Origin of the sequence: Clavibacter sp. A6099, from assembly GCF_021919125.1 — a bacterium.
Classification (GTDB): Bacteria; Actinomycetota; Actinomycetes; order Actinomycetales; family Microbacteriaceae; genus Clavibacter; species Clavibacter seminis.
In genome coordinates, this window is sequence record NZ_CP083439.1 from 492,757 (window position 1) to 515,105 (window position 22,349).

General features: G+C 74.0%; 18 protein-coding genes. 8 read left to right on the forward strand and 10 right to left on the reverse strand.

Translation table 11 applies throughout. The annotated features are described in order from the left end of the window. Position 1: 1 nt before the first annotated feature. The 4 genes from KYT88_RS02365 to KYT88_RS02380 are packed head-to-tail and all read left to right on the forward strand — an operon-like array spanning position 2 to position 3,219. Positions 2 to 931, forward strand: coding sequence for an alpha-E domain-containing protein (locus tag KYT88_RS02365; protein ID WP_041464281.1), 930 nt, complete (start codon positions 2 to 4; stop codon positions 929 to 931). Beyond that, a complete protein-coding gene (locus KYT88_RS02370; RefSeq protein WP_043585421.1) occupies positions 928 to 1,773 on the forward strand; it encodes a transglutaminase family protein in 846 nt (281 codons plus the stop codon). The genes KYT88_RS02365 and KYT88_RS02370 overlap by 4 nt, the downstream gene beginning before the upstream one ends. A gap of 55 nt (positions 1,774 to 1,828) precedes the next feature. Then, the gene (locus tag KYT88_RS02375) at positions 1,829 to 2,728 is read left to right on the forward strand and encodes an alpha/beta fold hydrolase (RefSeq protein ID WP_051629298.1); all 900 of its coding nucleotides are present in this window, start codon (positions 1,829 to 1,831) and stop codon (positions 2,726 to 2,728) included. Further along, positions 2,725 to 3,219, forward strand: coding sequence for a GNAT family N-acetyltransferase (locus tag KYT88_RS02380; protein WP_043585416.1), 495 nt, complete (start codon positions 2,725 to 2,727; stop codon positions 3,217 to 3,219). Before KYT88_RS02375 ends, KYT88_RS02380 begins: the two co-directional genes overlap by 4 nt. A 71-nt stretch (positions 3,220 to 3,290) precedes the next feature. Here the strand turns inward: KYT88_RS02380 and KYT88_RS02385 are convergent, their stop codons facing one another. The 3 genes from KYT88_RS02385 to KYT88_RS02395 form a co-directional block, all read right to left on the reverse strand. Beyond that, positions 3,291 to 6,104 carry a hypothetical protein gene (locus KYT88_RS02385; RefSeq protein ID WP_237583747.1) on the reverse strand — a complete coding sequence of 938 codons (2,814 nt, stop codon included), beginning with the start codon at positions 6,102 to 6,104 and terminating at the stop codon, positions 3,291 to 3,293. An 8-nt stretch (positions 6,105 to 6,112) separates the two neighbouring features. Beyond that, a complete protein-coding gene (locus KYT88_RS02390; RefSeq protein ID WP_237583748.1) occupies positions 6,113 to 8,131 on the reverse strand; it encodes a S53 family peptidase in 2,019 nt (672 codons plus the stop codon). Positions 8,132 to 8,300: 169 nt separating this feature from the next. Further along, the gene (locus KYT88_RS02395; RefSeq protein ID WP_043585413.1) at positions 8,301 to 9,005 is read right to left on the reverse strand and encodes a hypothetical protein; all 705 of its coding nucleotides are present in this window, start codon (positions 9,003 to 9,005) and stop codon (positions 8,301 to 8,303) included. A 237-nt stretch (positions 9,006 to 9,242) separates the two neighbouring features. Between KYT88_RS02395 and KYT88_RS02400 the strand changes: the two genes are divergently transcribed. After that, positions 9,243 to 9,980: a TetR family transcriptional regulator gene (locus tag KYT88_RS02400; RefSeq protein WP_043585409.1), complete on the forward strand. Its 738-nt coding sequence runs from the start codon at positions 9,243 to 9,245 to the stop codon at positions 9,978 to 9,980. A gap of 70 nt (positions 9,981 to 10,050) precedes the next feature. Here the strand turns inward: KYT88_RS02400 and KYT88_RS02405 are convergent, their stop codons facing one another. The 4 genes from KYT88_RS02405 to KYT88_RS02420 form a co-directional block, all read right to left on the reverse strand. Beyond that, complete coding sequence (locus KYT88_RS02405; protein WP_043585407.1) at positions 10,051 to 12,216, reverse strand: phosphocholine-specific phospholipase C; 2,166 nt, start codon at positions 12,214 to 12,216, stop codon at positions 10,051 to 10,053. Between the two features lie 326 nt (positions 12,217 to 12,542). Then, complete coding sequence (locus tag KYT88_RS02410) at positions 12,543 to 14,714, reverse strand: phosphocholine-specific phospholipase C (RefSeq protein ID WP_043585403.1); 2,172 nt, start codon at positions 14,712 to 14,714, stop codon at positions 12,543 to 12,545. A gap of 355 nt (positions 14,715 to 15,069) precedes the next feature. After that, positions 15,070 to 15,702, reverse strand: coding sequence for an alpha-ketoglutarate-dependent dioxygenase AlkB (locus KYT88_RS02415; protein WP_043585401.1), 633 nt, complete (start codon positions 15,700 to 15,702; stop codon positions 15,070 to 15,072). 64 nt (positions 15,703 to 15,766) lie between these two features. Then, the gene (locus KYT88_RS02420; protein WP_051629327.1) at positions 15,767 to 16,447 is read right to left on the reverse strand and encodes a Pr6Pr family membrane protein; all 681 of its coding nucleotides are present in this window, start codon (positions 16,445 to 16,447) and stop codon (positions 15,767 to 15,769) included. A gap of 78 nt (positions 16,448 to 16,525) precedes the next feature. On the opposite strand from KYT88_RS02420, the gene lplAB reads away from it, so the two are divergent. Continuing rightward, on the forward strand, positions 16,526 to 17,575 hold the full coding sequence (gene lplAB / locus KYT88_RS02425) for a lipoate-protein ligase LplAB (protein ID WP_043585397.1): 1,050 nt from the start codon (positions 16,526 to 16,528) through the stop codon (positions 17,573 to 17,575). A 257-nt stretch (positions 17,576 to 17,832) separates the two neighbouring features. On the opposite strand, the gene KYT88_RS02430 is transcribed toward lplAB, so the two are convergent. After that, positions 17,833 to 18,117, reverse strand: coding sequence for a GNAT family N-acetyltransferase (locus KYT88_RS02430; protein ID WP_011931728.1), 285 nt, complete (start codon positions 18,115 to 18,117; stop codon positions 17,833 to 17,835). A gap of 106 nt (positions 18,118 to 18,223) precedes the next feature. On the opposite strand from KYT88_RS02430, the gene KYT88_RS02435 reads away from it, so the two are divergent. After that, positions 18,224 to 19,120: an amidase domain-containing protein gene (locus tag KYT88_RS02435; protein ID WP_043585395.1), complete on the forward strand. Its 897-nt coding sequence runs from the start codon at positions 18,224 to 18,226 to the stop codon at positions 19,118 to 19,120. Here KYT88_RS02435 and KYT88_RS02440 read toward each other — a convergent pair. Together KYT88_RS02440 and pgm are read right to left on the reverse strand one after the other, a co-directional pair. Continuing rightward, positions 19,117 to 19,614, reverse strand: a complete 498-nt coding sequence (locus tag KYT88_RS02440) for a ribosomal maturation YjgA family protein (protein ID WP_043585393.1) — start codon at positions 19,612 to 19,614, stop codon at positions 19,117 to 19,119. The two genes, KYT88_RS02435 and KYT88_RS02440, sit on opposite strands and share 4 nt — an antisense overlap. A 64-nt stretch (positions 19,615 to 19,678) precedes the next feature. Beyond that, positions 19,679 to 21,319, reverse strand: a complete 1,641-nt coding sequence (gene pgm / locus KYT88_RS02445; protein WP_043585390.1) for a phosphoglucomutase (alpha-D-glucose-1,6-bisphosphate-dependent) — start codon at positions 21,317 to 21,319, stop codon at positions 19,679 to 19,681. 49 nt (positions 21,320 to 21,368) lie between these two features. Here pgm and pheA point away from each other — a divergent pair, with 49 nt between their 5' ends. Beyond that, positions 21,369 to 22,325 (forward strand): prephenate dehydratase, encoded by a 957-nt coding sequence (pheA, locus tag KYT88_RS02450; RefSeq protein WP_043585388.1) that lies wholly within the window; start codon positions 21,369 to 21,371, stop codon positions 22,323 to 22,325. Positions 22,326 to 22,349: the final 24 nt, after the last annotated feature.

Genomic DNA, 22,349 nt, shown 5'->3' on the forward strand with positions numbered 1-22,349 from the left:
CATGCTGTCGCGCATCGCCGAGTCGCTGTTCTGGATCGGCCGCTACATCGAGCGGTCGGACGGCACCGCCCGCATCCTCGACGTGCACCTGCAGCTCCTGCTGGAGGATCCGTGGATCGACGAGGACACCGCCTGCCGCTCGCTCCTCAGCGTGATGGGCAGCGACGTGCCCTCCGAGGACGTCCTCGGCCGGGACGACGTGCTCGCGCTCCTCGCGGTGGACCGCACGCAGCCCGCCTCCATCGCCTACTCCCTCGGCGCCGCGCGGGAGAACGCCCGCCGCGCCCGCGAGATCGTCTCGTCGGAGCTCTGGGAGTGCCTCAACACGACGCGCGCCCGGATGCCGCGGAAGATCGCCAACGACCGCGTGCACGAGTTCTTCGGCTGGGTGCGCGAGCGCTCGGCCCTCGCGGTCGGGCTGGTCGAGTCGGGCACGAGCCGCGACGAGGCGTGGCAGTTCTTCACTCTCGGGAGATCCATCGAGCGCGCGGACATGACGGCCCGGCTCCTCGCCACGCGCGCCCTCACCGAGGCGAGCGGCCCGTCGTGGACCACGATCCTCCGCTCCTGCGGCGCGTACGAGGCGTACCTCCGCACGTACCGCGGCGTGCCGAGCGCCCGCAACGCGGCCGAGTTCCTGCTGCTCGACCGGCTGTTCCCCCGGTCGATCACCCACTCGATCCGCCGCGCCGAGCAGTGCCTGCACGACATCGAGCCGCGCACCGACCGCCTCGGGGTGTCCGACCAGGCGCAGCGGCTGCTCGGGCAGATCCGGAGCGAGCTGGAGTACCGGCCCATCCAGGAGATCCTCGACGACCTCCCGCGCTTCATGGACGCCGTGCAGGAGGCGACATCCGCCACCAGCGAGGCGGTACGCCAGCGCTACTTCCCCACCAACGCGGCACCCAGCTGGGTCGGAGAGAACTCGTGAACCGCCTGCGCATCACCCACCGGACCGGCTTCCACTACGAGGGCGAGGTGACCGCCTCGTACAACGAGGCGCGGATGCTGCCCGTCTCGAGCGAGAACCAGTTCGTCCTGTACTCGAACCTCGACATCCAGCCGAAGCCGGGGCACCACACGTACGTCGACTACTTCGGCACGCGGGTCTCCTCCTTCGAGATCCTCAGCCCCCACCGCTCGCTCGAGCTCACGGCGACGAGCCTCGTCGAGGTGCGGCCGCGCACGCACGAGCCGCACCAGCTCGGCTGGGACGACCTCGCGGTCGACGTGGAGCGGGCCACCGAGCACGTGGAGCAGGTCGCGCAGACGATGCGCACCGAGCCGCACGAGGAGGTCCGCGCGCTCGCGGAGGAGATCGCGGGCGGCGCGGGCACGCCGTGCGAGGCGGCCGCGGAGATCGCCCGCGCGATCGGCGAGAAGGTCGAGTACATGGCCGGCGTCACGAGCGTGCAGTCGACCGCGCGCGAGGCGTGGGAACAGGGGCGCGGCGTCTGCCAGGACATCACGCACATCGTCATCGGCGCGCTCCGGCACGTCGGGATCCCCGCGCGCTACGTCAGCGGCTACCTGCACCCGAAGCCGAACGCGGCAGTCGGCGAGACCGTCACGGGCGAGTCCCACGCGTGGGTCGAGTGGTTCTGCGGCGAGTGGCGCGGCTGGGATCCCACCAACCTCATCGACATCGGCGACCGGCACGTGCTCGTCGGCCGCGGCCGCGACTACCGTGACGTGGCGCCCCTGCGCGGGATCTACGCGGGGCCGTTCCGGTCGAAGCTGTTCGTGCGGGTGGAGATCACGCGGGAGTCCTGATCCCGCGCGCCTCCCGATCGGGGGTGCCGGGCGGGAGCGCCCCTAGTCTGGATCCATGCCCGACGACGAGCGCTCCACCGGCGGAGCCGACCACCGCACCATCGTGGACGCGGAGGGCGTGACCCTCCACTACTACGTGTGGGAGGCCGAGCGCCCGCGGGGCGTCGTGCACATCGCGCACGGCGTCGGCGAGCACGCGCTGCGCTACATCCGGCTCGCGCGGGAGCTGAACGCCGCGGGCTTCACGGTCGCGGCCGACGACCACCGCGGGCACGGCGCCACCGGCCTCGGGCACCTCGGCATCGGGGTGCTGGGGCCGAGGCGGCACCTGGCCGCGCTCGACGGGATCCAGCTGGTGAGCGAGCAGCTCCGGCGCGAGCACCCCGAGCTCCCGCTCGTGCTCCTCGGCCACAGCTGGGGCGCGCTCCTCGCGCAGCGCATCGTGGCGCGCGCGTCCGGGCTCTACGCGGGGCTCGTGCTGAGCGGGGCGTCGCTCGCGATGCCCGGCGTCATCAACACGGGCGACCTCAACAAGCGCTGGCGGCACCCGGCCGCATCCGGATTCGAGTGGCTGTCGCGGGATCCGGAGGCGCAGCGCGCGTTCGGCGCCGACGACCGCGACTTCGACGTGAACGCGCTCAAGCCGTACCGGATGCGCGACTCGCTGCAGATCATGGGCCGCCCGCCGCGGAGGCTCGCGACCGACCTGCCGGTGCTCATCCAGGGCGGCGAGGAGGACTCGCTCGGCGGCCGCCGCGGCATGCAGCTGCTCGCCCGCGACTACAGCAGGCGCTCGCGCCTCAGCGACGTGCTGCTCATCGTCTACCCGGGCGCTCGGCACGAGATCTACAACGAGACGAACCGCGACGAGGTGGTCGCCGATCTGCGCAGCTGGCTGGAGTCGCGCGTGGTGCCGGGCGCTCCGGCTGCTCCGGGGGACGGGGAGCCGGCGTGACCGCGGCGGACGCGGACCTCCGCCCCGCGCGCGCCGACGACCTCGCGTTCCTCGAGGACATGCTGCTGGCGTCGATGGACTGGCGCGGCGACGGATCCATGACCCGCGAGCGCATGCTCGCGACCCCGGAGCTCGCCCACTACGTGTCCGGCTGGCCGCGCGCGGGCGACGTGGGCGTGGTCGCGGAGGTCGCCGGGGACCCGGTGGGCGCCGCGTGGGCGCGCCTCTACGCCGACGACGACCGCGGCTACGGCTTCGTCGCGCCGGACATCCCCGAGCTGGGCATGGCGCTCGTGCCGTCGGCACGCGGGCGGGGGCTCGGGCGGGCGCTGCTCGTGGCGCTCGTCGAGGCGGTCCGCGCGTCGGGCGCCCCGGCCGTGAGCCTCAGCGTGGAGGACGGCAACGACCGCGCCCGCGCGCTCTACGATTCGCTCGGCTTCGTGGCCGTGGGGCGCGAGGGCGGATCCGACGTGCTGCTGCTCCGCTGGTGACGCGCGCCGCCCTCCGGCCCGCGGGGTGCGGGACGGAGGGCGGCGGCTCGTGCGCGGCCGGACGCGTCCGGTCAGGCGCGCGCGGGGCGGCGTCCCTGGTGAGCGCGTCGCCGGCGTCGGGCCTCCAGCGCGGCCGCGGATCCGACGACCAGCAGCAGCGCCGCGAGGGCGAGCGCCGACGCGGGCGACGACCCCGTGCGCGGCAGCGATCCGCGGGCGCTCGCGCCGGACGTGCCGGCGGGGCTGGATCCGTCCGCCGACAGCGCTCCGGACGCGAGCGCGCCCGTGCCGGTGACGGATGCGCCGCCCGCCGAGGTGCCGGGAGCGGTGCCGGCGGCGCCGGATCCCGTGCCGGACCCCGTGCCGGACGCGGATCCGCCCGACGGGTCGACCGGCACCGCGGCCGTGGTGACCACCCCGGCCGCCACGTCCGCGGCGAGCCCGGAGGCGTCGACGAGGTGCAGGCCCGTGACGGTGCGCGCGGCGGACGCGGTGACGTCCTCCGCGAGCAGCACGGATCCGCCGTCGGGCAGCGCGAACCGCGTCCCCGGGGCGATGTCGCCGGCCGCGAGCGCCTGCCCGGCGATGAGGCCGCCGTCGCTCGAGACGCGCGCCGTGCCGCCGTCGACCGCGACGCGCAGGCCGCGGATCCGGACGGCCACGCGGCTGCCCGGGTAGAGGTCCACGTCGTCGAGGGCGGCGCTGCCGGACCCGCGGGCGGACGCGAGCCGGATCCCCGAGGCGCGGATCTGGCCGGCGGCGCCGTCCCCGGCGGTGTCGGCCGCAGCGGTGTCGGCCGCGGTGCCGCCGGCCGCTGAGGCGGTGGCGTCGCTCGCCGCGAGGGCGTCCGGGGCGAGCCCCGTGACCGTCGCGGTCGCGGTCGCGTCGGCCTCCGGCCGCGCCACGGGCGTCGCCGCGACGGCGCTGGGCCCGGTCGCGCGGATCCCGTACGCCGACCAGCCCGCAGGCGCGGTGTCCGGCACGATCGGGACGGGCGTCGGCGACGGATCCGGCGTGGGCGTCGTCGAGCCGCCCGCCGCCACGGTCACCACTCCCAGCCGCACCTCGGGGTGGCGGCCGGTGAGGTCGCGGTAGTGCAGCGCCGTCAGCGTCACCGTCCCGTCGGCGGCCACCGACCGCTCGCCGAACCGGACCTCGACGCGCGGGGCGCCCTGCTCGTCGACGCCCGTGTAGAGGTCGGTCGTGGTGTCGATCCACACGCCGTTGACGAAGACCGCGTTCCCCGCATCCGCGAAGGACACGGTCATGGCGCCCGCGGCGGAGACGGCCGCGTGCAGGCCGTTCACCCGCAGGGCCGGCCAGCGGTAGTCGGCGAGCGGATCCGTGGAGGTGCCGGGCACCTGCCGGAACGCGCCCACGTCGACGGTCGCGGTGCCCGCGGCGTCGCCCGTGCCGAGGTCGACGGCGACGGCCGACGAGGTGTCGGGATCCGTCCCCGTGCCGGTCACGGCGTCCGCCGAGGCATGCGGCGCCGCGACGGTCGCGACCGGCTGCGGCGCGACGAGCACCGTGCCGTCGGCCGCGGTGACGCCGACCCCATACGCGCCCACGACCTGCCCGGCAGCGGGCGGAACGACGACCGTGCCGAGGCGCACGTCCGGGTGCGCACCCGTGAGGTCGCGGTAGTGCACGGCGGTGACGGTGACCGTGCCGTCGGCCGCCGTCTCGCGCTCGCCGAACGCGACGGTCACGCGGGGCGCGCCCTGCTCGTCGACGCCCGTGTAGAGGTCGGTCGTGGTGTCGATCCAGCGGCCGTCCACGAAGACCGCGCTGCCGGGATCCGCGAACTCGGTCGAGACGACGCCCGCGGGCGTGATCGTGGCGGTGAGGCCGTAGACCCGGAACGCCGTCCAGCGGTACTCGGCGAGCGGGTCGGCGGGGGATCCCGGCACCTGCTCGAACGAGCCGACGCCGACCGTGGTCGTGCCGTCCGCGCCGGTCTCGACGCGGACGGATGCGGCGTGCTCCGGTGATCCGTCCGACGCGGCGAGCGCGTCGGCGGTGGCGGAGCGGTCGAGGCCGTCGACGCGCGGCTGCCCGTCGATCACGCGCGTGCCGTCGGGGGCCGTGACGGTGACGCCCGTCGCGACGCGGCCGGATGCGGGGGCGGGCGCGGGATCCGGCGCGGGCGTCGGGCCGGGGGCCGGCGTCGGATCCGGGTCGGGCGCAGGCGTCGGCGAGGCCGACGGCGTCGGCACCGGCACGGCGGCGGCCGCCGCGCACGTCACGGATCCGGCGCGCACGCGCCAGATCTCCGACGCCCCGGCCTCCGCCTCCACGTCGATGCCGACGGTGGTCGCGGATCCGTCGTCGCCCGCCGCGGTGGATCCCACGATGACGCGGGTCGCGCCGTAGACCGACTCCGGCAGGTCACGCGACCAGCCCGGCGTCGCGTTCGCGTCGGCGGTCACGTCCACGCCGCCGATGGTGAGCCGATCCACGTGCACGGCGGGCGCGCCACCCGGCGTGCACGACACGGCGAGGCCCGAGAAGACGATCGCGGGCCGGTCGCGGAGCGTGAGCTCGCCTGTCGCGATGGTGCTGGACGCGCCCGTCGGACCGGCGGTGGAGGAGAGGCCGGTCGTGCGCGTCGTGTTCAGCTTCAGCACGTCGCCGGTGGACGCGGCGGCGCGCGTCACCGCGGCGCCCGCTGACCACTCGGCCAGGGGCGTCGGCGACGTGAGCGTGTCGCCGTCGATGTCGATGATCTCCACGCCGGACGCGCGCGCGAGCACGACGTCGGCCGCGTGCGCCGCGAGGGGCGCGAGCCCGCCGAGCGCGAGGAGCGCCGCGAGCGCGGCGGCTCCTGCCGCACCGGTCGCGCCGAGGAGTCCGAGGCTCAGGCGCGAGGTGGATCCGCGCATCGCCCGGCTCATCGTCCCGCCTCCGCGCCGAGGCCCTCGATGAACGCGCGGCCCGCGGGCACGCCGGCCCCGGTCACGTCGTCCCAGCCGGGGGCGGAACGCAGTCCCTGCCTCCCCGTGTCCCAGAGGAAGAGCGTCTCGGGCCACAGCGCTCCCGCCGACGGGCCCTTCGGCGACCACGTGGCCGCGGACGCCGGCTGCACGTCGCGCAGCGCGCCCGTGCCCATCAGCGCGTAGAGCGCGGGGCTCGCGAGCCCGAAGCGCCGGCCGGTGACGGCCTTGGAGATCGCGACCATGGAGGCGACCATCGGCGTCGCGAGGCTCGTGCCGCCGTGCGCCGCGTACTGGGTGCGGCCCTTGTGCGGCCCGTAGGTGATGAAGCCCGTGTTCGGATCCCCGAGCGAGGCCACGTCCGGCAGCAGCCGCCCGGTGCCCGCGACGGCGAGCCGGTCGGCCTGCCAGGTGGGCCGCGCGTACTCGGCCGACTGGCCGCCGCCCGCGCCGAACGCGAAGCCCGGCGGGATCAGCGCGCCGTTGCGCGCGAAGCGGGTCTCGGTCTCCCAGCCCGCCTCGACGGCGATGGATCCGTCCTCGGCGAGGCCGGTGCTCGTCGCGCCGACCGCCGTGACGTACGGGCTCGACGCGGGCGACGCCACGGTCGCGTTCCCGCCGTGGTCGCCGACGCCGCTGTAGTCGCCGTCGTTGCCGGTGGACGCGAAGACGGACACGTCGCGCGACGCCGCCTCCACGAGCACGCGGTTCAGCAGCTCGCGGTCGTCCGCCGTGTCGAGGCCCTCCATCGCGCCGAAGGACAGGCTGATCACGTCGGGCGCCTCCTCCACCGCGTCGAGGATCCGCGTGTAGAGGCTCGTGCTCGTGCAGTCGTCCGCGCCCCAGTAGGAGACGGCCGCGTCGGGCGCCATCGCGTGGACCGCCTGCACGTCGAGGTGCTGCTCGTCGGTCCATGCGGTGGGTCCGCCGCAGATGCCGGTGCGCGGCGAGGCGGACGGGTGGTCGCGGTACTGGCCGGCCGTGAAGGCGGGCTCGCCGACCGCGCGGGAGTAGGTGTCGGTGTCGGCCTGGGTGTCCGGGTCGTCGTAGGCGGCGACGATCGCGATGGTGGCGCCTGCCCCGCGGTCCGCGGCCGGCACGTCGTCGACGCGCCGCAGCTGCGCCGGGCCGTAGCCGCACAGCGAGTTCGAGCGGTGGGCCACGTCGACGGACGCGGGCCACGCGTCGGTGAGGCGCTGGCCCCACCAGGCCGCGCACGTGCCGTCGTCGGCGGAGGAGGCGGGGGATCCGCCGCTCGCCTGCCCGGGGATCGGCGCGGGCACGGGGTCCGTGGCGTCGGGCGCCTGCGCGTCGTCGGCGGCCTGCGCCGTGCCCGACTCCGCGTCCGACGGCATCAGCACGTCGCCCTGCACGGTGCCGGCGACGCCGCGCACGGCGTCCAGGGCGGCGGGCACGGCGAGCGTCCGCTCGGGGGCGACGACCTCCCGGCCGGCGACGCGGAACCGGGCGAACCCGGTGTCGAAGGCGCGCGACGCGAGCGCCAGCGTGCCGGAGACGGGCAGCGCGGACACCTCGTCGCGCGCGTCGCCCACGTCGAGGCCGCTGTCGCGCAGCCAGGCGGCGACGGCCGGCGCGGCGTCGGGGCGGGCCGGATCCAGCAGCACCGTGAGCGCGACCGTCGCGTCCGCGGGTGCGTCGCCGACCCGGACGGCGGAGGTGCCGGCGGGCCACGACGGGGCCGACCCGTCGATCGCACGGAGCCCCGCGGCGACGCGCGCGGCGGCCGGGTCGCCGTCGGCGGTGGCGCTGGCGGACGCGGATCCGGTGCCCGCCAGCGCGCTCGCGACGAGCGCCGCGACGGCCACGAGGGCGACGGCGCCCGTGCCGAGGGCGACGGATCGCGCGGGGGACGACAGCGGGCGGCGGACGAGGGCGCGGATCCGGCCCTCCGTCGGCGGGCGCTCGGCGGGACCGCGGGCCTCGACGGGTGGGAGGGACGAGGGGCGTGAGCCCACGAGACATGACACCATCGCGTTTGGCGTCTTCTGGGTGAAAAGTGGGGGGGGGGGGGGGGGGGGGGGGGGGGGGGGGGGGGGGGGGGGGGGGGGGTCCCCCGCGGGGGGGGGGGGGGGGGGGCCCCCCCCCCCCCCGCCCCGCGTCCCGGTCAGGAGACCGGATCAGGTGTCATGCGCCGCAGTGCGACTTCCAGACCTTCGGGAAGTCGAAGTAGTAGCCCTGGCCGCAGGTCCAGCTCTTGATGAACTCGCCGAGGCCGCCCACGACCACGCCGAGCGCGAGGCAGGAGAGCTTGGACAGGTCGAGCGTGATGCACATGGTGCCGATGTAGACGGCCACGCCGACCGTGATGGCCGTCTTGATGATGTAGCCGGGGATGTGCCACTCGTGGTTGCTCCAGAACCACTTCGACTCGGTGATGCTGCCCGCGCTGCCCTGCGCGACGACGTCCGCCTTCGTGACCGCTCGGCCGTCCTTCGAGTCGAGCGTCTGCTGGATCGCCGCGTTCTCCACCGCGTTCGCGTGGGAGGGGGCGGTGTTCTGGATCTCCGCGCGGATCTCGGCGGCGGCCTGCGCGTGGCTCTCGCCCTTCGCGGCCCACGCGGGGATGTGCTGGCCGGCGACGACGGTGCCTTCGGTCGCGACGGTGGCGAGCTGGTCGGCGGTGATCTTGCCGCTCTTCACGTCGTGCTCGAACGTGCCGTTGAGGAGGGAGGATGCCACGACCGACTGGTCGAGGTGGGCGGGGGCGGCCTGGGCGGCGTCGCCGGCGCCCATCCCGAAGAGGGCGACCGCGGTGACGGTCGCGGCGGCCGCGAGCAGGCGGACGGAGCGGCGGGAGTGCGCCGGGACTGTGGGTGATGCGAGGGACATGACTGACCTTCCGTATCGAGGGGCGACCATCGCCCCGCGAGCACGGTAGGGGCGCGATGCCCCCGTTCCGGGGTCGAACGGGTACCTCCGCATGAACGACGCATGTCCGTCAGTCGCTCGTCTGACGAAGGCCTCCGGCCACGCACGCCGCTCCTTCCGTTCATCCCGGCGTGGGCCTCCCGTCGATCGGGACGGGTATCCTTCCTCGACCCCCGGACAGGGGCGGACAGGAGCGACATGAACCAGCGGCAGGCGGCGGTGTCCCGGGCACGGCGCGAGATCATGGAGGCGGCGGGCGCGCAGTTCGCGGCCCACGGCTACGAGGGCACGTCGTTCTCGCGCGTGGCCGAGGCGATGGGCAAGCCCAAGTCGGCCATCGGGTACCACCTCTTCGCGTCCAAGGAGAGCCTCGCGGGCGCCGTGGTCGAGGACCAGGAGGAGCGCTGGCTCCGCATCGAGGCGGCGCTCGACCGACCGGGGGCGCTGCACGAGCTCATCGTCTTCCTCCTCACGGGCGCCAGCACCGTCGAGGTCTGCCCCGTCGCCGCGGGTGCCATCCGGTTGCTGCAGGACATGCCGCGCCTCGGGCTCGCTGTCGAGCGCCGCTTCGACGTGTGGGGGTTCGCCCGGCAGCACCTGGAGGCGGAGCTCGCGGTCCGGGGCATCCGGGCCGGAGACCTTGACGCCGTCGTCGACGTCCTGCTCAGCGCCACGTTCGGCGTGCTCTCCTACCGTTCGCCGAGATCGCCCGCGCAGGACTCCGTCGAGCGCCTGCGCAGCCTCTGGATCCCGCTCCTGGTCGGCCTCGGGATCGACGACGCGGAGGCCGTCGTCCGCGCCGCCCGGCCGCTCGACCTGGAGCTCGTGGAGGCCGGGCGCCCGGACGCGTCCGAGGCGCACATCGGCTCGGCGCGGGGTGCGAGGGACGCCGCCGCTGCCGCCGCGGGTGAGGACGAGGACCGCGCCCGCGCCTGACCCACCCCGCGCACGACGACGCCGGCCGGACCCCACGGGGCCGGCCGGCGTCGTCGTGCGATCGGAGCGGCTACTCCACGCGACCCGCGTACCGGTAGCGGAAGCCGGCGCCGTCGGTGACCACCACGTCGTAGTAGCCCCACTCGTCCACCGGCCAGTTCACCGTCGTGCTGCGTCCGGGCTTCACGGTCTCGTGGCGCTCCCGCGTGATGAAGTCGTTGGCCGTCAGCGTGTAGTGCACCGAGGGCGTCCCGTCGTTCGCGAGCGTGAGGCGCAGCACGCCCTTGCCGCCGGGGATCGTCTCGGCCGTGACCCGCGGGACGGGCACGTCGGTCGTGCCCGCCGCGACCACGGTGCCGGCGAAGCGGCGCAGGAACCGGTCGGGCCCGTAGAGGCTGAAGTCGTACGCGCCCTCGTGCGCCGAGCTCTCCCACGTGTAGGCCGCCTTCCCGCGCGGCGCCACGGTGAAGGGCGTCGACGCGAACGGCAGCGCGATGTTGGGGAACACCTGGTGCGAGACGCCCTGCTTGCCCTGGTTGCGCATCGTCAGCGTGACCCGGCCGCTCGCGCGGTCGACGGCCACGTCGGCGTCCTGCCGGTAGGGGAGCGGGCGGTGGCGCATGCTGCCGGCCTCCTGCTCCGGCATCCGCTGCGCGCCCACGGCGGGCTCCTGCACGGGCGGCTTCGCCATGTCGGCGTCGGCGGCCGCGACGAGCGCCTGTGTCGCGCTCATCGGCAGCACCTCGTCGGCGGACGGGATGGAGAAGTCCGGGTGCGCGAAGTCGAGGCACGAGGTGAGGTCGCCCGAGATCGTGCGTCGCCAGTCGGAGATGTTGGGCTCGTGCACCCCGGTCCAGGTCTCGAGGAACCGGATCACCGAGGTGTGGTCGAAGACCTGCGAGTCGACCCAGCCGCCCCGGCTCCACGGCGACACGACCGTGAGCGGCACGCGCGTGCCGTAGCCGACGGGCAGGCCGTCCACGTACTCGTCGGCTGTGCCGGGCTCGGCGAGCGGCGGCAGCTGGTGGTCGAAGTAGCCGTCGTTCTCGTCGTAGTTGATGAGGAGCACCGTGCGCGCCCAGGTGTCCGGGTTGCTCATGAGCGCCTGGATCACGGCGTTCGTGTAGTGCGCGCCGTAGTCGGGGCTGGCCTTCGGGTGCTCGCTCCAGCCGTACGGCGCCACGACGTACGACACCGCGGGCAGCGTGCCCGCCGCGGCGTCCTTCCCGAACTCCTCGAGCAGGTGCGTGACGTCGAGTCCCTTGCCGGAGTCGGGCTTCCACCCGTCGTGGAGCCCGCCGTCGAGCGCGAGCTGACGCGTCGCGGGATCCTCCGAGGCGAGCGCCTCGTGGTACTGGTGGAACAGCCACAGCGGGTTGTCGCCGTAGTCGCCCACGTAGGGGTGCGTGCCGTCGTCGCCGACCTCGTCGTTCGCGTAGGTCTTCCACGTGACCCCGGCCTGCCGGAGCCGCTCGGGGTAGGTCGTCCAGCCGAAGACGGGGGCGTAATCGTCGGGGTTGTCGATGGCGGGGCCGCCGGCCTTCCCGCGCGGGTCGATCGTGCCGGTCCACTGGAACAGGCGGTTCGGGGTCGTCGGGCCGATGAGCGAGCAGTGGTAGTGGTCGGCGATCGTGAAGGCGGAGGCCAGGGCGTGGTGGAAGGGGAGGTCGTCCTTCGTGAAGTAGCCCATGGTCTGCTCGCTCTTCGCGACGACCCAGTTGTCCCACGCGCCCTCGTTCCAGGCCTGGTGCCCGCCCTTCCAGGAGTGGTCGAGGCCGCCGGCGCCCTGCGCGTTGAAGCGCGAGGAGTCGAGCGGGAAGGGCAGCATGTGCCCGCCGTCGGTGCGGCTGGCGTCGGGCTGCGCGAACACGGAGCCGCCGCCGGGGTACTCGACGGCCTGCTTGTCGCCGAAGCCGCGGACGCCCGGCAGCGTGCCGAAGTAGTGGTCGAACGAGCGGTTCTCCTGCATGAGGATCACCACGTGCTCGACGTCCTTGATGGACCGCGTGAGGTTCCTGCGGGTGGCGGCCGTGGCCGCCACGGGCGCGCCGGCGACGGATCCGGCGGCCACGCCCGCCATGATCGCGGCGGCGCCGCCGAGCAGGACGGTGCGGCGGCTGACGCCCGGGCGGATCCCGGTGCGGTAGGGGCGCGAGGGGTCGAGCGGCGGCGCGGCGTCTACGCCGGCCGCGAGGTCGACGTCCGGGGCGTGCTCTTCGGGCTTGGAGGTGCTCACGGTGACGGTCCTTCTTCCTGATCGTGCCCGGCGTCGCGCGCAGGCGGTGATCCGGCCGCCCCGGGAGGGTCCGGGCGCGGCAGGGGGATGCGGGTGCTGTGGAGCGGGGAGGTGCGGATCCCGGGCGCCAGGGGCGGGGATGCCGCCCTGGCGCCGGCACGACCGGGGATGACGTCCGGGTGCGGATCGCGCGGGGACGACGCCGTGCCAGGCGCGAGTATGCGGCCGCCGTCGGAACAGCGCGTCACCTGGCGTGACGCGGGTGGGAACGATCCCTGAACAGGCAGCGGCGTCGCCCGCGCTCCTCGGAGCGCGGGCGACGCGGGCTACTCGACGCGGCCGGCGAAGCGGTGGCGGAAGCCGCCGGGCGCCTCGACGATCACGTCGTAGTAGCCCCACCGGTCGAGCGGCCACCTGACGGTCGTGCTGCGGCCGGGCTTCACGGTCTCGTGCCGCACGCGCTCGATGAAGTCGTTCGACGTCATCGTGTAGTCCACCGAGGGCGAGCCCTCGTTCCCGAGCGTCAGCCGCAGGTAGGGCTTGCCGTCCGCGACGGCCTCGGCCCGGACGGCGGGCACGGGCACGTCGCCGGCCGTCGTGGGGATCACGGTGCCGGCGAAGCGGCGGAGGAACCGGTCGGGCCCGTAGACGCTGAAGTCGTAGGCGCCCGCGTGCGCCGCGCTGTCCCAGGTGTACGTCGCCGAGCCGCTCGGCGGCAGCGTGAACGGCGTGCTGGTGAAGGGCAGCGCGATGTTGGGGAACACCTGGTGCGACACCCCCTGGGTGCCCGGGTTGCGCATCGTCAGCGTGACCCTCCCGGTGCCGCGGTCGACCGTCACGTCGGCGTCCTGGCGGTAGGGGAGCGACCGGCGGCGCATGGTGCCCTGATCCTGGGACGGCATCACCTGCGCACCCGCGGCCGGCTCCTGCACGGGCGGCTTGGCGAGGTCCGCGTCCGCCGCCGCGAGGAGCATGCGGGTCTCGCTGAGCGGCAGGACCTGGTCGGCGGTGGGGATCGAGAAGTCGGGGTGGGCGAAGTCGAAGCACGAGGTGAGGTCGCCGGACACGGTGCGGCGCCAGTCGGAGATGTTGGGCTCGTGGACGCCCGTCCAGGTCTCGAGGAACCGGATGATCGAGGTGTGGTCGAACACCTGCGAGTCGACCCAGCCGCCGCGGCTCCACGGCGAGACGACGGTGAGCGGGACGCGCGTGCCGTAGCCGATGGGCAGGCCGCCGACGTACTCGTCCCGCGTGCCGGGCTCGGCGAGCGGCGGCAGCATGTGGTCGAAGTAGCCGTCGTTCTCGTCGTAGTTGAGGAGCAGGACGGTGCTGGCCCACGTGTCGGGGTTGCTCATGAGCGCGTGGATGACCGCGTTCGTGTAGTGCGCGCCGTAGTCCGGGCTCGCCTCGGGGTGCTCGCTCCAGCCGTAGGGCGACACGACGTACGAGACCTGGGGGAGCGTGTTCGCGGCCGCGTCGGCGCCGAACTGCTCCAGCAGGTAGGACACGTCGAGGCCCCTGCCCGAGTCCGGCTTCCAGCCGTCGTGCAGGCCGCCGTCGATGGCGAGCTGGCGCACCGCGGGATCCGACGACGCGAACGCGTCGTGGTACTGCTGGAACTGCCAGAGCGGGTTGCAGCCGTAGTCGCCGACGTACGGCGCCTTGTCCGGGTCCCCGACCTCGTCGTTGGCGTAGGTCCTCCAGGTGATGCCCGCCTGGTGCAGGCGCTCCTGGTAGGTGGTCCAGCGGAAGACCGGCTCGTAGGGCTCCGGGTTGCTGATGATCGGCCCGCCCGCCTTGCCCTCCGGGTCGATGGTGCCGGTCCACTGGTAGAGGCGGTTCGGGGTCGTCGGGCCGATGAGCGAGCAGTGGTAGTGGTCGGCGATCGTGAACGCCGAGGCGAGGGCGTGGTGGAAGGGCACGTCCTCCTTCGTGAAGTACCCCATCGTCTGCTGCGTCTTGGCGACGACCCAGTTGTCCCACGCGCCCTCGTTCCAGGCCGCGTGCCCGCCCTTCCACGAGTGGTTGAGGCTGCCTGCTCCTTGCGCGTTGTGGTTCGCGGAGTCGAGGGGGAACGGGAGCAGGTGGCCGCCGTCCGTGCGGGTGGCGTCGGGCTGGGCGAAGACCGAACCGCCGCCGGGGTACTCGACCGCCTGCTTGTCGCTGAAGCCGCGGACGCCGGGGAAGGTGCCGTAGTAGTGGTCGAAGGAGCGGTTCTCCTGCATGAGGATCACGACGTGCTCGACGTCCGCGATCGACCGGGTGAGGTTCCGTCGCGTGGCCGCCGTCGCGGCGGTGGCGCTCGCGGTGCCCGTCGCGGATCCGGCGGCGACGCCGGCCATGATCGCGGCGGCTCCGCTCATGAGGAGGGTGCGGCGGCTCACGCCGGGGCGGATCCCGCCGCGGTAGGCGTGCGTGGGATCCAGGGGAGGGGCGGCGTCGATGCCGGCGCTCCCGGCGTGGTCGTCGGGTAGCTGGTCGAGGTGGGAGGTGCTCACGGGCGATGTCCTTCTTCCAAGCGCGGTCGCCCGACGGCGGGCGCGCGGACGGGATCACGGTGCGGGCGACGAGTCGCGCGCACGTGACGGGGAGGGATGCTGCGGAGAGAGGCGGTGCGGAGAGGGTGCTGCGGAGATGCGTCGCGGGGAGGGCGGCGACGGGAGGGACGCCCGATGCGGATCGCGCCCGGGCCGTCGATGTCGCCGACAGCGGCGGGACGTCGCTGTCGACGACGGGACGTCGCTGTCGTCGGCGAGTATGCGCGCCGAGGGGGAACGGCGCGTCACCTCCGGTGATCGCCCGGGGAACACCCCCTGAACGGGGGGGGGGTGGGAGCGGCTCGGGCCTCGCGCGTCAGGCGGGCCAGACCGGCCGGAACTGGATGCTGATGCGCGGCCCGACGGCCTTCTGGGTCTTGAGGATGGCGTGCTCGTGCGTGCGCTGCGCGCTGCCGCCCATGACGACGAGGTCGCCGTGCCCGAGCGGGAACCGCCGCACCTCGCCGCCGCCCTTCGGCCGCAGCGACAGCGTGCGCGCCGCGCCCACCGAGACGATGGCGACCATGGTGTCGCGGTCGATGGCGCGCCCCACGCGGTCGCCGTGCCACGCGACGCTGTCGTCGCCCGTGCGGTAGAAGCACAGTCCCGCGGTCTCGAGCACCTGCCCGGGCGGGCGGCCGTAGTGCTCGTTGAGCGCATCGCGCGCCTCGACGAGGACGGGCGCGGGCAGGGGCGCGCGCGGCCCGAACCACGACAGGAGGCGCGGCACCTCGACCGTGCGGCCGTGCATGAGCCGCGTGTCCGCCGTCCACTCCACGTCCTCCACGAGGCGCTCGAACAGCGCGTCGGAGTCGCTGACCCAGCCGGGCCGGATGTCGAGCCACGCGCCCTGTCCCAGGTCCAGGCGCTCCACCTCCGCGCCGAGCGCCCCGATGCCCGGCTCCGCCTGGAGGTCGTCGAAGAGGGAGGCCTGGAATGCGATGCTCATGGCGCGAGCATAGCCCGGATGTTCGAACGCATGTTCGAACGACGGCCGGCTGGGGAGAGCCCGATCAGACCGCCGGAGCGCGGGACGCGCGACGGCCGGCCCACGTCAGGAGGAGCGTCAGTCCGCAGATCAGCGCCGCGATGACGAGCACCCAGACCGCGACCGTCCCGTATCCGCCGCCGCCCGTCGCGGGATCCAGGAAGGGGTACGGGTAGTACGTCGCCGCCCCCGTCACCTGGTTGCCCGTGAACGGCCCGCGCGCGAGCGTGACGGCGACCCACACGAGCGGGAAGACCACGACGCGGCCGACCGCGCCGTAGCCGAGCGCCCGGCGGTCGGGCGCGAGCAGCCAGTCGGCGAGCACGAGCAGCGGCACGGCCACGTGCAGCACCTCGTTCGACCACGGGAGGTTGCCGCCGGGGATCGTCGGCAGGCCGCGCAGCAGCAGGTTGTAGACGATGCCGGTGGTGACCATGTACGTGGTCGCCGCCAGCCGGAGCGTCGTCCAGCCGCGGCCGGGCGCGGGCGCCCGCCTCAGCAGCCGCACCGCGCCGACCGCCATCACGGCGGCCGCCAGCAGGTTCGACTCGATCGTGAAGTACATGAGGAAGTCGATGGTCTTGCCCCAGATCCCCTCGACCCCGATGCTCCGCCAGTAGGAGGAGCTGACGACGTACTGGCTCGCGACGGCGACCAGGATGGTCAGGGCGGTGAGGAGGCGGATGGCAGCCCAGGTGATGCGCACGCTCCACCGTCCCACATCGCCCAGGCGGTGGTGATCCGGGATCCGTGCGCGGCCGGTGCCGCGGCCTAGGCTGGGTGGATGCATGGTGAGTACAAGGTCCCCGGCGGCAAGCTCGTCGTGGTCGACCTGGACGTGACCGACGGGCGCATCTCCGACTTCCGCCTGGCGGGCGACTTCTTCCTCGAGCCGGACGACGCGCTCGAGGCCATCGACGGCGCGGTGAACGGCCTCCCGGAGGACAGCGACGCCAACGCGATCGCCGCCGCCATCCGTCGCGCGCTCCCGCCGCAGGCGGTGCTCCTCGGCTTCTCGCCCGAGGCCGTCGCGGTCGCAATCCGACGCTCGCTCGCGCGCGCCACGAACTGGGGCGACTACGAGTGGGAGGTCATCCACGACCGCGCCTACCGGCCCGTCGAGCAGATGGCGCTCGACCAGGTGCTCGCCGAGGAGGTCGGCGCCGGTCGCCGGAACCCGACGCTGCGCATCTGGGAGTGGGAGCAGCCGGCCGTCGTCATCGGCAGCTTCCAGTCGCTCCGCAACGAGGTCGACGCCGAGCAGGCCGCGGCCCACGGCTTCGACGTCGTGCGCCGGGTCTCGGGCGGAGGCGCCATGTACATGGAGGCCGGCGCGGTCATCACCTATTCGATCTACGCGCCCGTCGACCTCGTGCAGGGCATGACCTTCGCGGACTCCTACGCCTACCTCGACGAGTGGGTCATCACCGCGCTCCGCTCGCTGGGCATCGACGCCTCGTACCAGCCGCTCAACGACATCACGAGCCCCACCGGCAAGATCGGCGGCGCCGCGCAGAAGCGGTTGGGCGCGGGCGCCGTGCTGCACCACGTCACCATGAGCTACGACATGGACGGCGAGAAGATGGTGCAGGTGCTCCGCATCGGCCGCGAGAAGATCAGCGACAAGGGCATCACCAGCGCCGCCAAGCGCGTGGATCCGCTCCGCAGCCAGACGGGCATGAGCCGCGCCGACATCATCGACCGGATGAAGGACACGTTCACGGGCCTCTACGGCGGGAAGCCGGGGCGGGTCACTCCCGAGGAGTGGGCGAAGACCCGCCAGCTCGTGGAGGACAAGTTCTCGACGCCGGAGTGGCTCACGCGCGTCCCCTGAACGGGGGACTGTCCGCCTGGCGAAGCCCGGATGTCCGCTCCATGTCGGACCTGTCCGCCGGGCGACGGCCGCGACCGGCTCCCGGATCCGCGCGCCTAGAGTCACCACGTCGTCCTTCCGGCCCCGCGGGGCCGAGCGGCGACAGCGGTCCGATCGAACCTCCCCGGAGGCTCCGCTCGCGACCGCGGGCGACGGGGAGACCCGTCGGGGGGAGCGGACTCGCGAGGCGCATGCGTGCGCCTCGCGAGCGCACCGGCTCAGCCCCGCTCGAGCAGCTCCCGGTAGTCGGGGTGCTCGTCGATCCACTCCGCGACGAACGGGCACGCGGCCACGACCGTCCGGGATCCGCCGCGCACGTCGTCGAGCGCCGCCCGCACCAGCTCCCCGCCGAGGCCGCCGCGCCGCTTGGCGGGGTCGACCTCCGTGTGGGTGAAGACGATGCGGTCGCCCTGGATCAGGTAGTCCGCGAAGCCCGCGCGCTCGCCGTCGAGCCACAGCGTGTAGCGCGAGCCGTCGGGGTCGTGGGTCACGTCGACGCTCATCCCGCCACACTAGGCGCGGTGTCGCGCGGAGTCGATCCGCAGGGGCCGGGGTTACCCTGAGGGGGTCCGGCATCCCGGGCCCACCCATCTACCCCGAAGGCAGCACGTGATCGCCGACATCCGCCGCCGCAGCATCCTCGCCGCCGCGCTCGCGGTCCCCGTGACCGCCGTCCTCGCCGCCTGCACCCGCCAGGAGCCGGCGCCGCGCGCGACCCTCGGCGCCGGAGCCGACGGCCAGCCCGCCGCCTCCGCGTCCTCGCCCGCGGTCTCCGCGGTCGAACCGGCGTCGCTCTCCGTGTCCGGCGGCCAGACCGTCACGCTCACGGGCGCCGGCCTCTCCGGTGCCACCGCCGTGATGTTCGCGGGCACCGCGGGCACCGACCTCCAGGTCGCCGGCGACGGATCCGTCACGGTCGTGGCACCCCGATCGACCGACTACGAGGATCGCTCCGCCGACATCCAGGTCATGGCCGGCGACGCCCCGCTCACCACGGCGACCGCCGCGTACGCCGCGCAGACGCCCGTCGACAAGCAGCTCCAGTACGCGCTCGCCCACTGGGACGCCTACAACCTCGAGGAGTACGGGAACTTCAACCCGTCCGGCGGCGACTGCGTGAACTTCGTCAGCCAGAGCCTCATCCAGCGCGGGTGGCAGATGACGAACGAGTGGCACAACCGCGGCGGCGGATCCGACTGGACCTACGCGTGGATCCACGTGCCCACCTTCGACAAGTGGCTCGCGGCCAACGCGTCCACGCTCGGCGTGAAGCGCCTCGAGCTCGCCGACCGCGACCAGCTCAAGGTCGGCGACATCGTCATCTTCGACTGGAACCGCAACTCCTCGCCCGACCACACGCAGATCGTCTCGGCCATCGAGCCGAAGGACGGCGGGAACGTCGTCAAGATGGTCGGCCACAACCTCGACAACGACTACCGCGACCTCGACGCGACCATCACCACGGAGCACCCGGGCGCCGAGGTCCACTTCTGGAGCGTCGCCTAGCCCACGTCGCCGATCCCGCGCCCGGCGCGCAGCAGCCGGTCGACGAGCAGCACGAGCAGGACCCCCGCCGCGTAGGCCGCGAGGTCCACCGGGTCGAAGCCCGTGCCGATCAGCAGGCGGCAGAGCGGCACGTGCAGCGCCCACAGCGCGGGCCATCCCGTGATCTGCAGCAGCTCGATCCCGGTGCACCACACGAGCACGGCGGCCCCGTGCACCACGGAGTCGACCCGCGGCATCACGGCGATGAGCGCGAGGTGGATCGCCGCGGCGTAGAAGATGTCCGGCCAGAGGCCGCGGCCGTCGCCGTGCGTGACGACCATGCCGGCGATGACGACGCCGAGGAGCGCGGTGAGGGCGACGATCCGGCGGAGTGCGTGGCCGTCCGGGAGCCGCACGTCCCGGTCGAGGACCGGCGCGGCGCCCGCGGGACCGTCGGCGGGATGCATCGACGGCTCGTCCCACACGAACGCGTCCACATCCCCGGAATGGCGCATGCTCCCAGCGTAAGCACCTCGGATGCGAACGCGCCCAGGGCGGGGCCGGATCCGCGACCTCCCGTCACGCGTCGAGTGCCGCGTCCACGATCCGCTTGGCCTCCGCCTGCACCGCGTGCAGGTGGTCGAGGCCCACGAACGACTCGGCGTAGATCTTGTAGACGTCCTCGGTGCCGCTCGGGCGCGCGGCGAACCAGGCGTTCTCGGTGACGACCTTGACGCCGCCGACGGCCGCGCCGTTGCCGGGCGCGCTGCTGAGCTTGGCGGTGATCGGATCCCCGGCGACCTCGGTGGCCGTGATCGCGTCGCCGTCGAGCTTCCCGAGCGTCGCCTTCTGCGCCTTGGTCGCAGCGGCGTCGACGCGCTCGTACACCGGGTCGCCGAAGCGCTCGGTGAGCTCGCGGTAGAGGACGCTCGGGGTCTTCCCCGTGACCGCGAGGATCTCCGCGGCGAGGAGCGCCAGCAGGATCCCGTCCTTGTCCGTGGTCCAGACCGTGCCGTCCATGCGGAGGAAGCTCGCGCCGGCGGACTCCTCGCCGCCGAAGCCCACGGATCCGTCGATGAGGCCGGGCACGAACCACTTGAAGCCCACCGGCACCTCCCAGAGGCGGCGGCCGAGCGACTCGGCGACGCGGTCGATCACGCTCGAGGACACGAGCGTCTTGCCGATCGCGGCGTCCGCGCGCCAGCTCGGGCGGTGCGCGTAGAGGTAGTCGATGGCGACCGCGAGGTAGTGGTTGGGGTTCATCAGCCCGGCGTCGGGCGTGACGATGCCGTGGCGGTCGGCGTCGGCGTCGTTGCCGGTGAGGATGTCGAAGTCGTCCTTGCGCGCGAGCACGCTCGCCATCGCGGAGGAGGAGGACGGGTCCATGCGGATCTTCCCGTCCCAGTCGAGCGTCATGAACGCCCACGCGGGATCCACCTCGGGGTTCACGACCTCGAGGTCGAGGCCGTAGCGCTCGCCGATCGCGGCCCAGTACTCGACCGAGGCGCCGCCGAGCGGGTCGGCGCCGATGCGCACGCCCGCCTTCCGGATCGCCTCCAAGTCGATGATGGAGCCGAGGTCGTCCACGTAGTGGCCGAGGAAGTCGTAGCCCTCGACGCGCCCGCGGGCCTCCTCGAGCGGGACGCGCTTCACGTCGACGAGTCCGCCCGCGATGATCGCGTTGGCGCGCGAGGCGATCCAGCCGGTGGCGTCCGAGTCGGCCGGGCCTCCGTGCGGCGGGTTGTACTTGAAGCCGCCGTCGGCGGGCGGGTTGTGGCTGGGGGTCACGACGATGCCGTCGGCCACGTCGTCGTCGCCGTGCTGCTCGTCTCGGTTCCAGCGGAGGATCGCGTGGGAGAGGGCGGGGGTGGGGCACCAGGAGTCGCGGGAGTCGGCGAGCACGCGCACCCCGTTGGCGACGAGCACCTCGAGCGCGGTGTCCTCGGCGGGCTTGGACAGGCCGTGGGTGTCGCGTCCGATGAACAGGGGGCCGGTGATGCCCTGCTCGGCCCGGTACTCCACGATCGCCTGCGTGATCGCGAGGATGTGGTCCTCGTTGAACGCCGTCTTCAGGGAGCTGCCGCGGTGCCCGCTCGTGCCGAACGCCACCTTCTGCTCCGGATCCTCCACGTCGGGGTGGAGCTCGTGGTACGCCCGGATCAGCTCGTCGATGTCGATGAGGTCGGACGGGAGGGCGGCGGTGCCTGCGCGGTCATGCATGGATCCATCCTGGCACCGGCCCCCGCCGATTCCCATCTAGGGTGCAGGCATGGCCGAGACCCCGCGACCCGACGAGACCTACAGCTACCTCGGCCCGTCCGGCACATTCACGGAGGCCGCGCTCAAGCAGGTGGAGGCCGCTCGAGGCCGCACCTGGCGCGCGGTCAACAACGCCTCGGAGGCGCTCGCCGACGTCGTGTCCGGCACCTCGGTCGCCGCCATGATCGCCATCGAGAACTCGATCGAGGGCGGGGTGACGGCCACGCAGGACGCGCTCGCCAACATCCCCGGCCTCCGGATCCTCAGCGAGCACCTCGTGCCGGTGTCCTTCGACCTCGTGGTGCGCCCCGGCACCGCGCTCGCCGACGTGCGCACGGTCGCCGCGCACCCCGTCGCCTACGGGCAGTGCCGCCGCTTCCTTGAGCGCGAGCTGCCCACGCACGGGCACGTGCCCGCGTCCTCGAACGTGGCCGCGGCCCTGTCGCTGCTGGACGACGGGATCGCCGACGCCGCCATCGCGCCGCCGCAGATCACCGAGAGCCAGCCGCTCGAGGCCGTCGCCCGCGGCATCGGCGACAACCCGAACGCCGTCACGCGCTTCGTGCTCGTCGGCCGCGCGACCACGCTGCCCGCGCGCACGGGCGCCGACAAGACGAGCCTCATCGTCGAGCTGCCCGACGACCGCGCCGGATCCCTGCTCGACCTCCTCGAGCAGTTCGCGACCCGCGGCGTGAACCTCACGCTCATCCAGTCGCGGCCCATCGGCGACGCGCTCGGTCGCTACCGGTTCGTCATCGACGCGGAGGGGCACGTGAGCGACGAGCGCGTGGCCGACGCCCTGCTCGGGATCCGCCGCTTCAGCCCCCGCGTCACCTTCCTCGGCTCGTACCCGCGAGCCGACGGGACGCCCAGCACCTACCGCGCCCGCTACGAGGACGACGTCTTCCTCGAGGCGCGCGACTGGCTGCGCGGCATCGTCTCGGCCGAGCCCGGCGCGGGCGCCTGACGCACCGCCGTCGTCCGGTTCCCG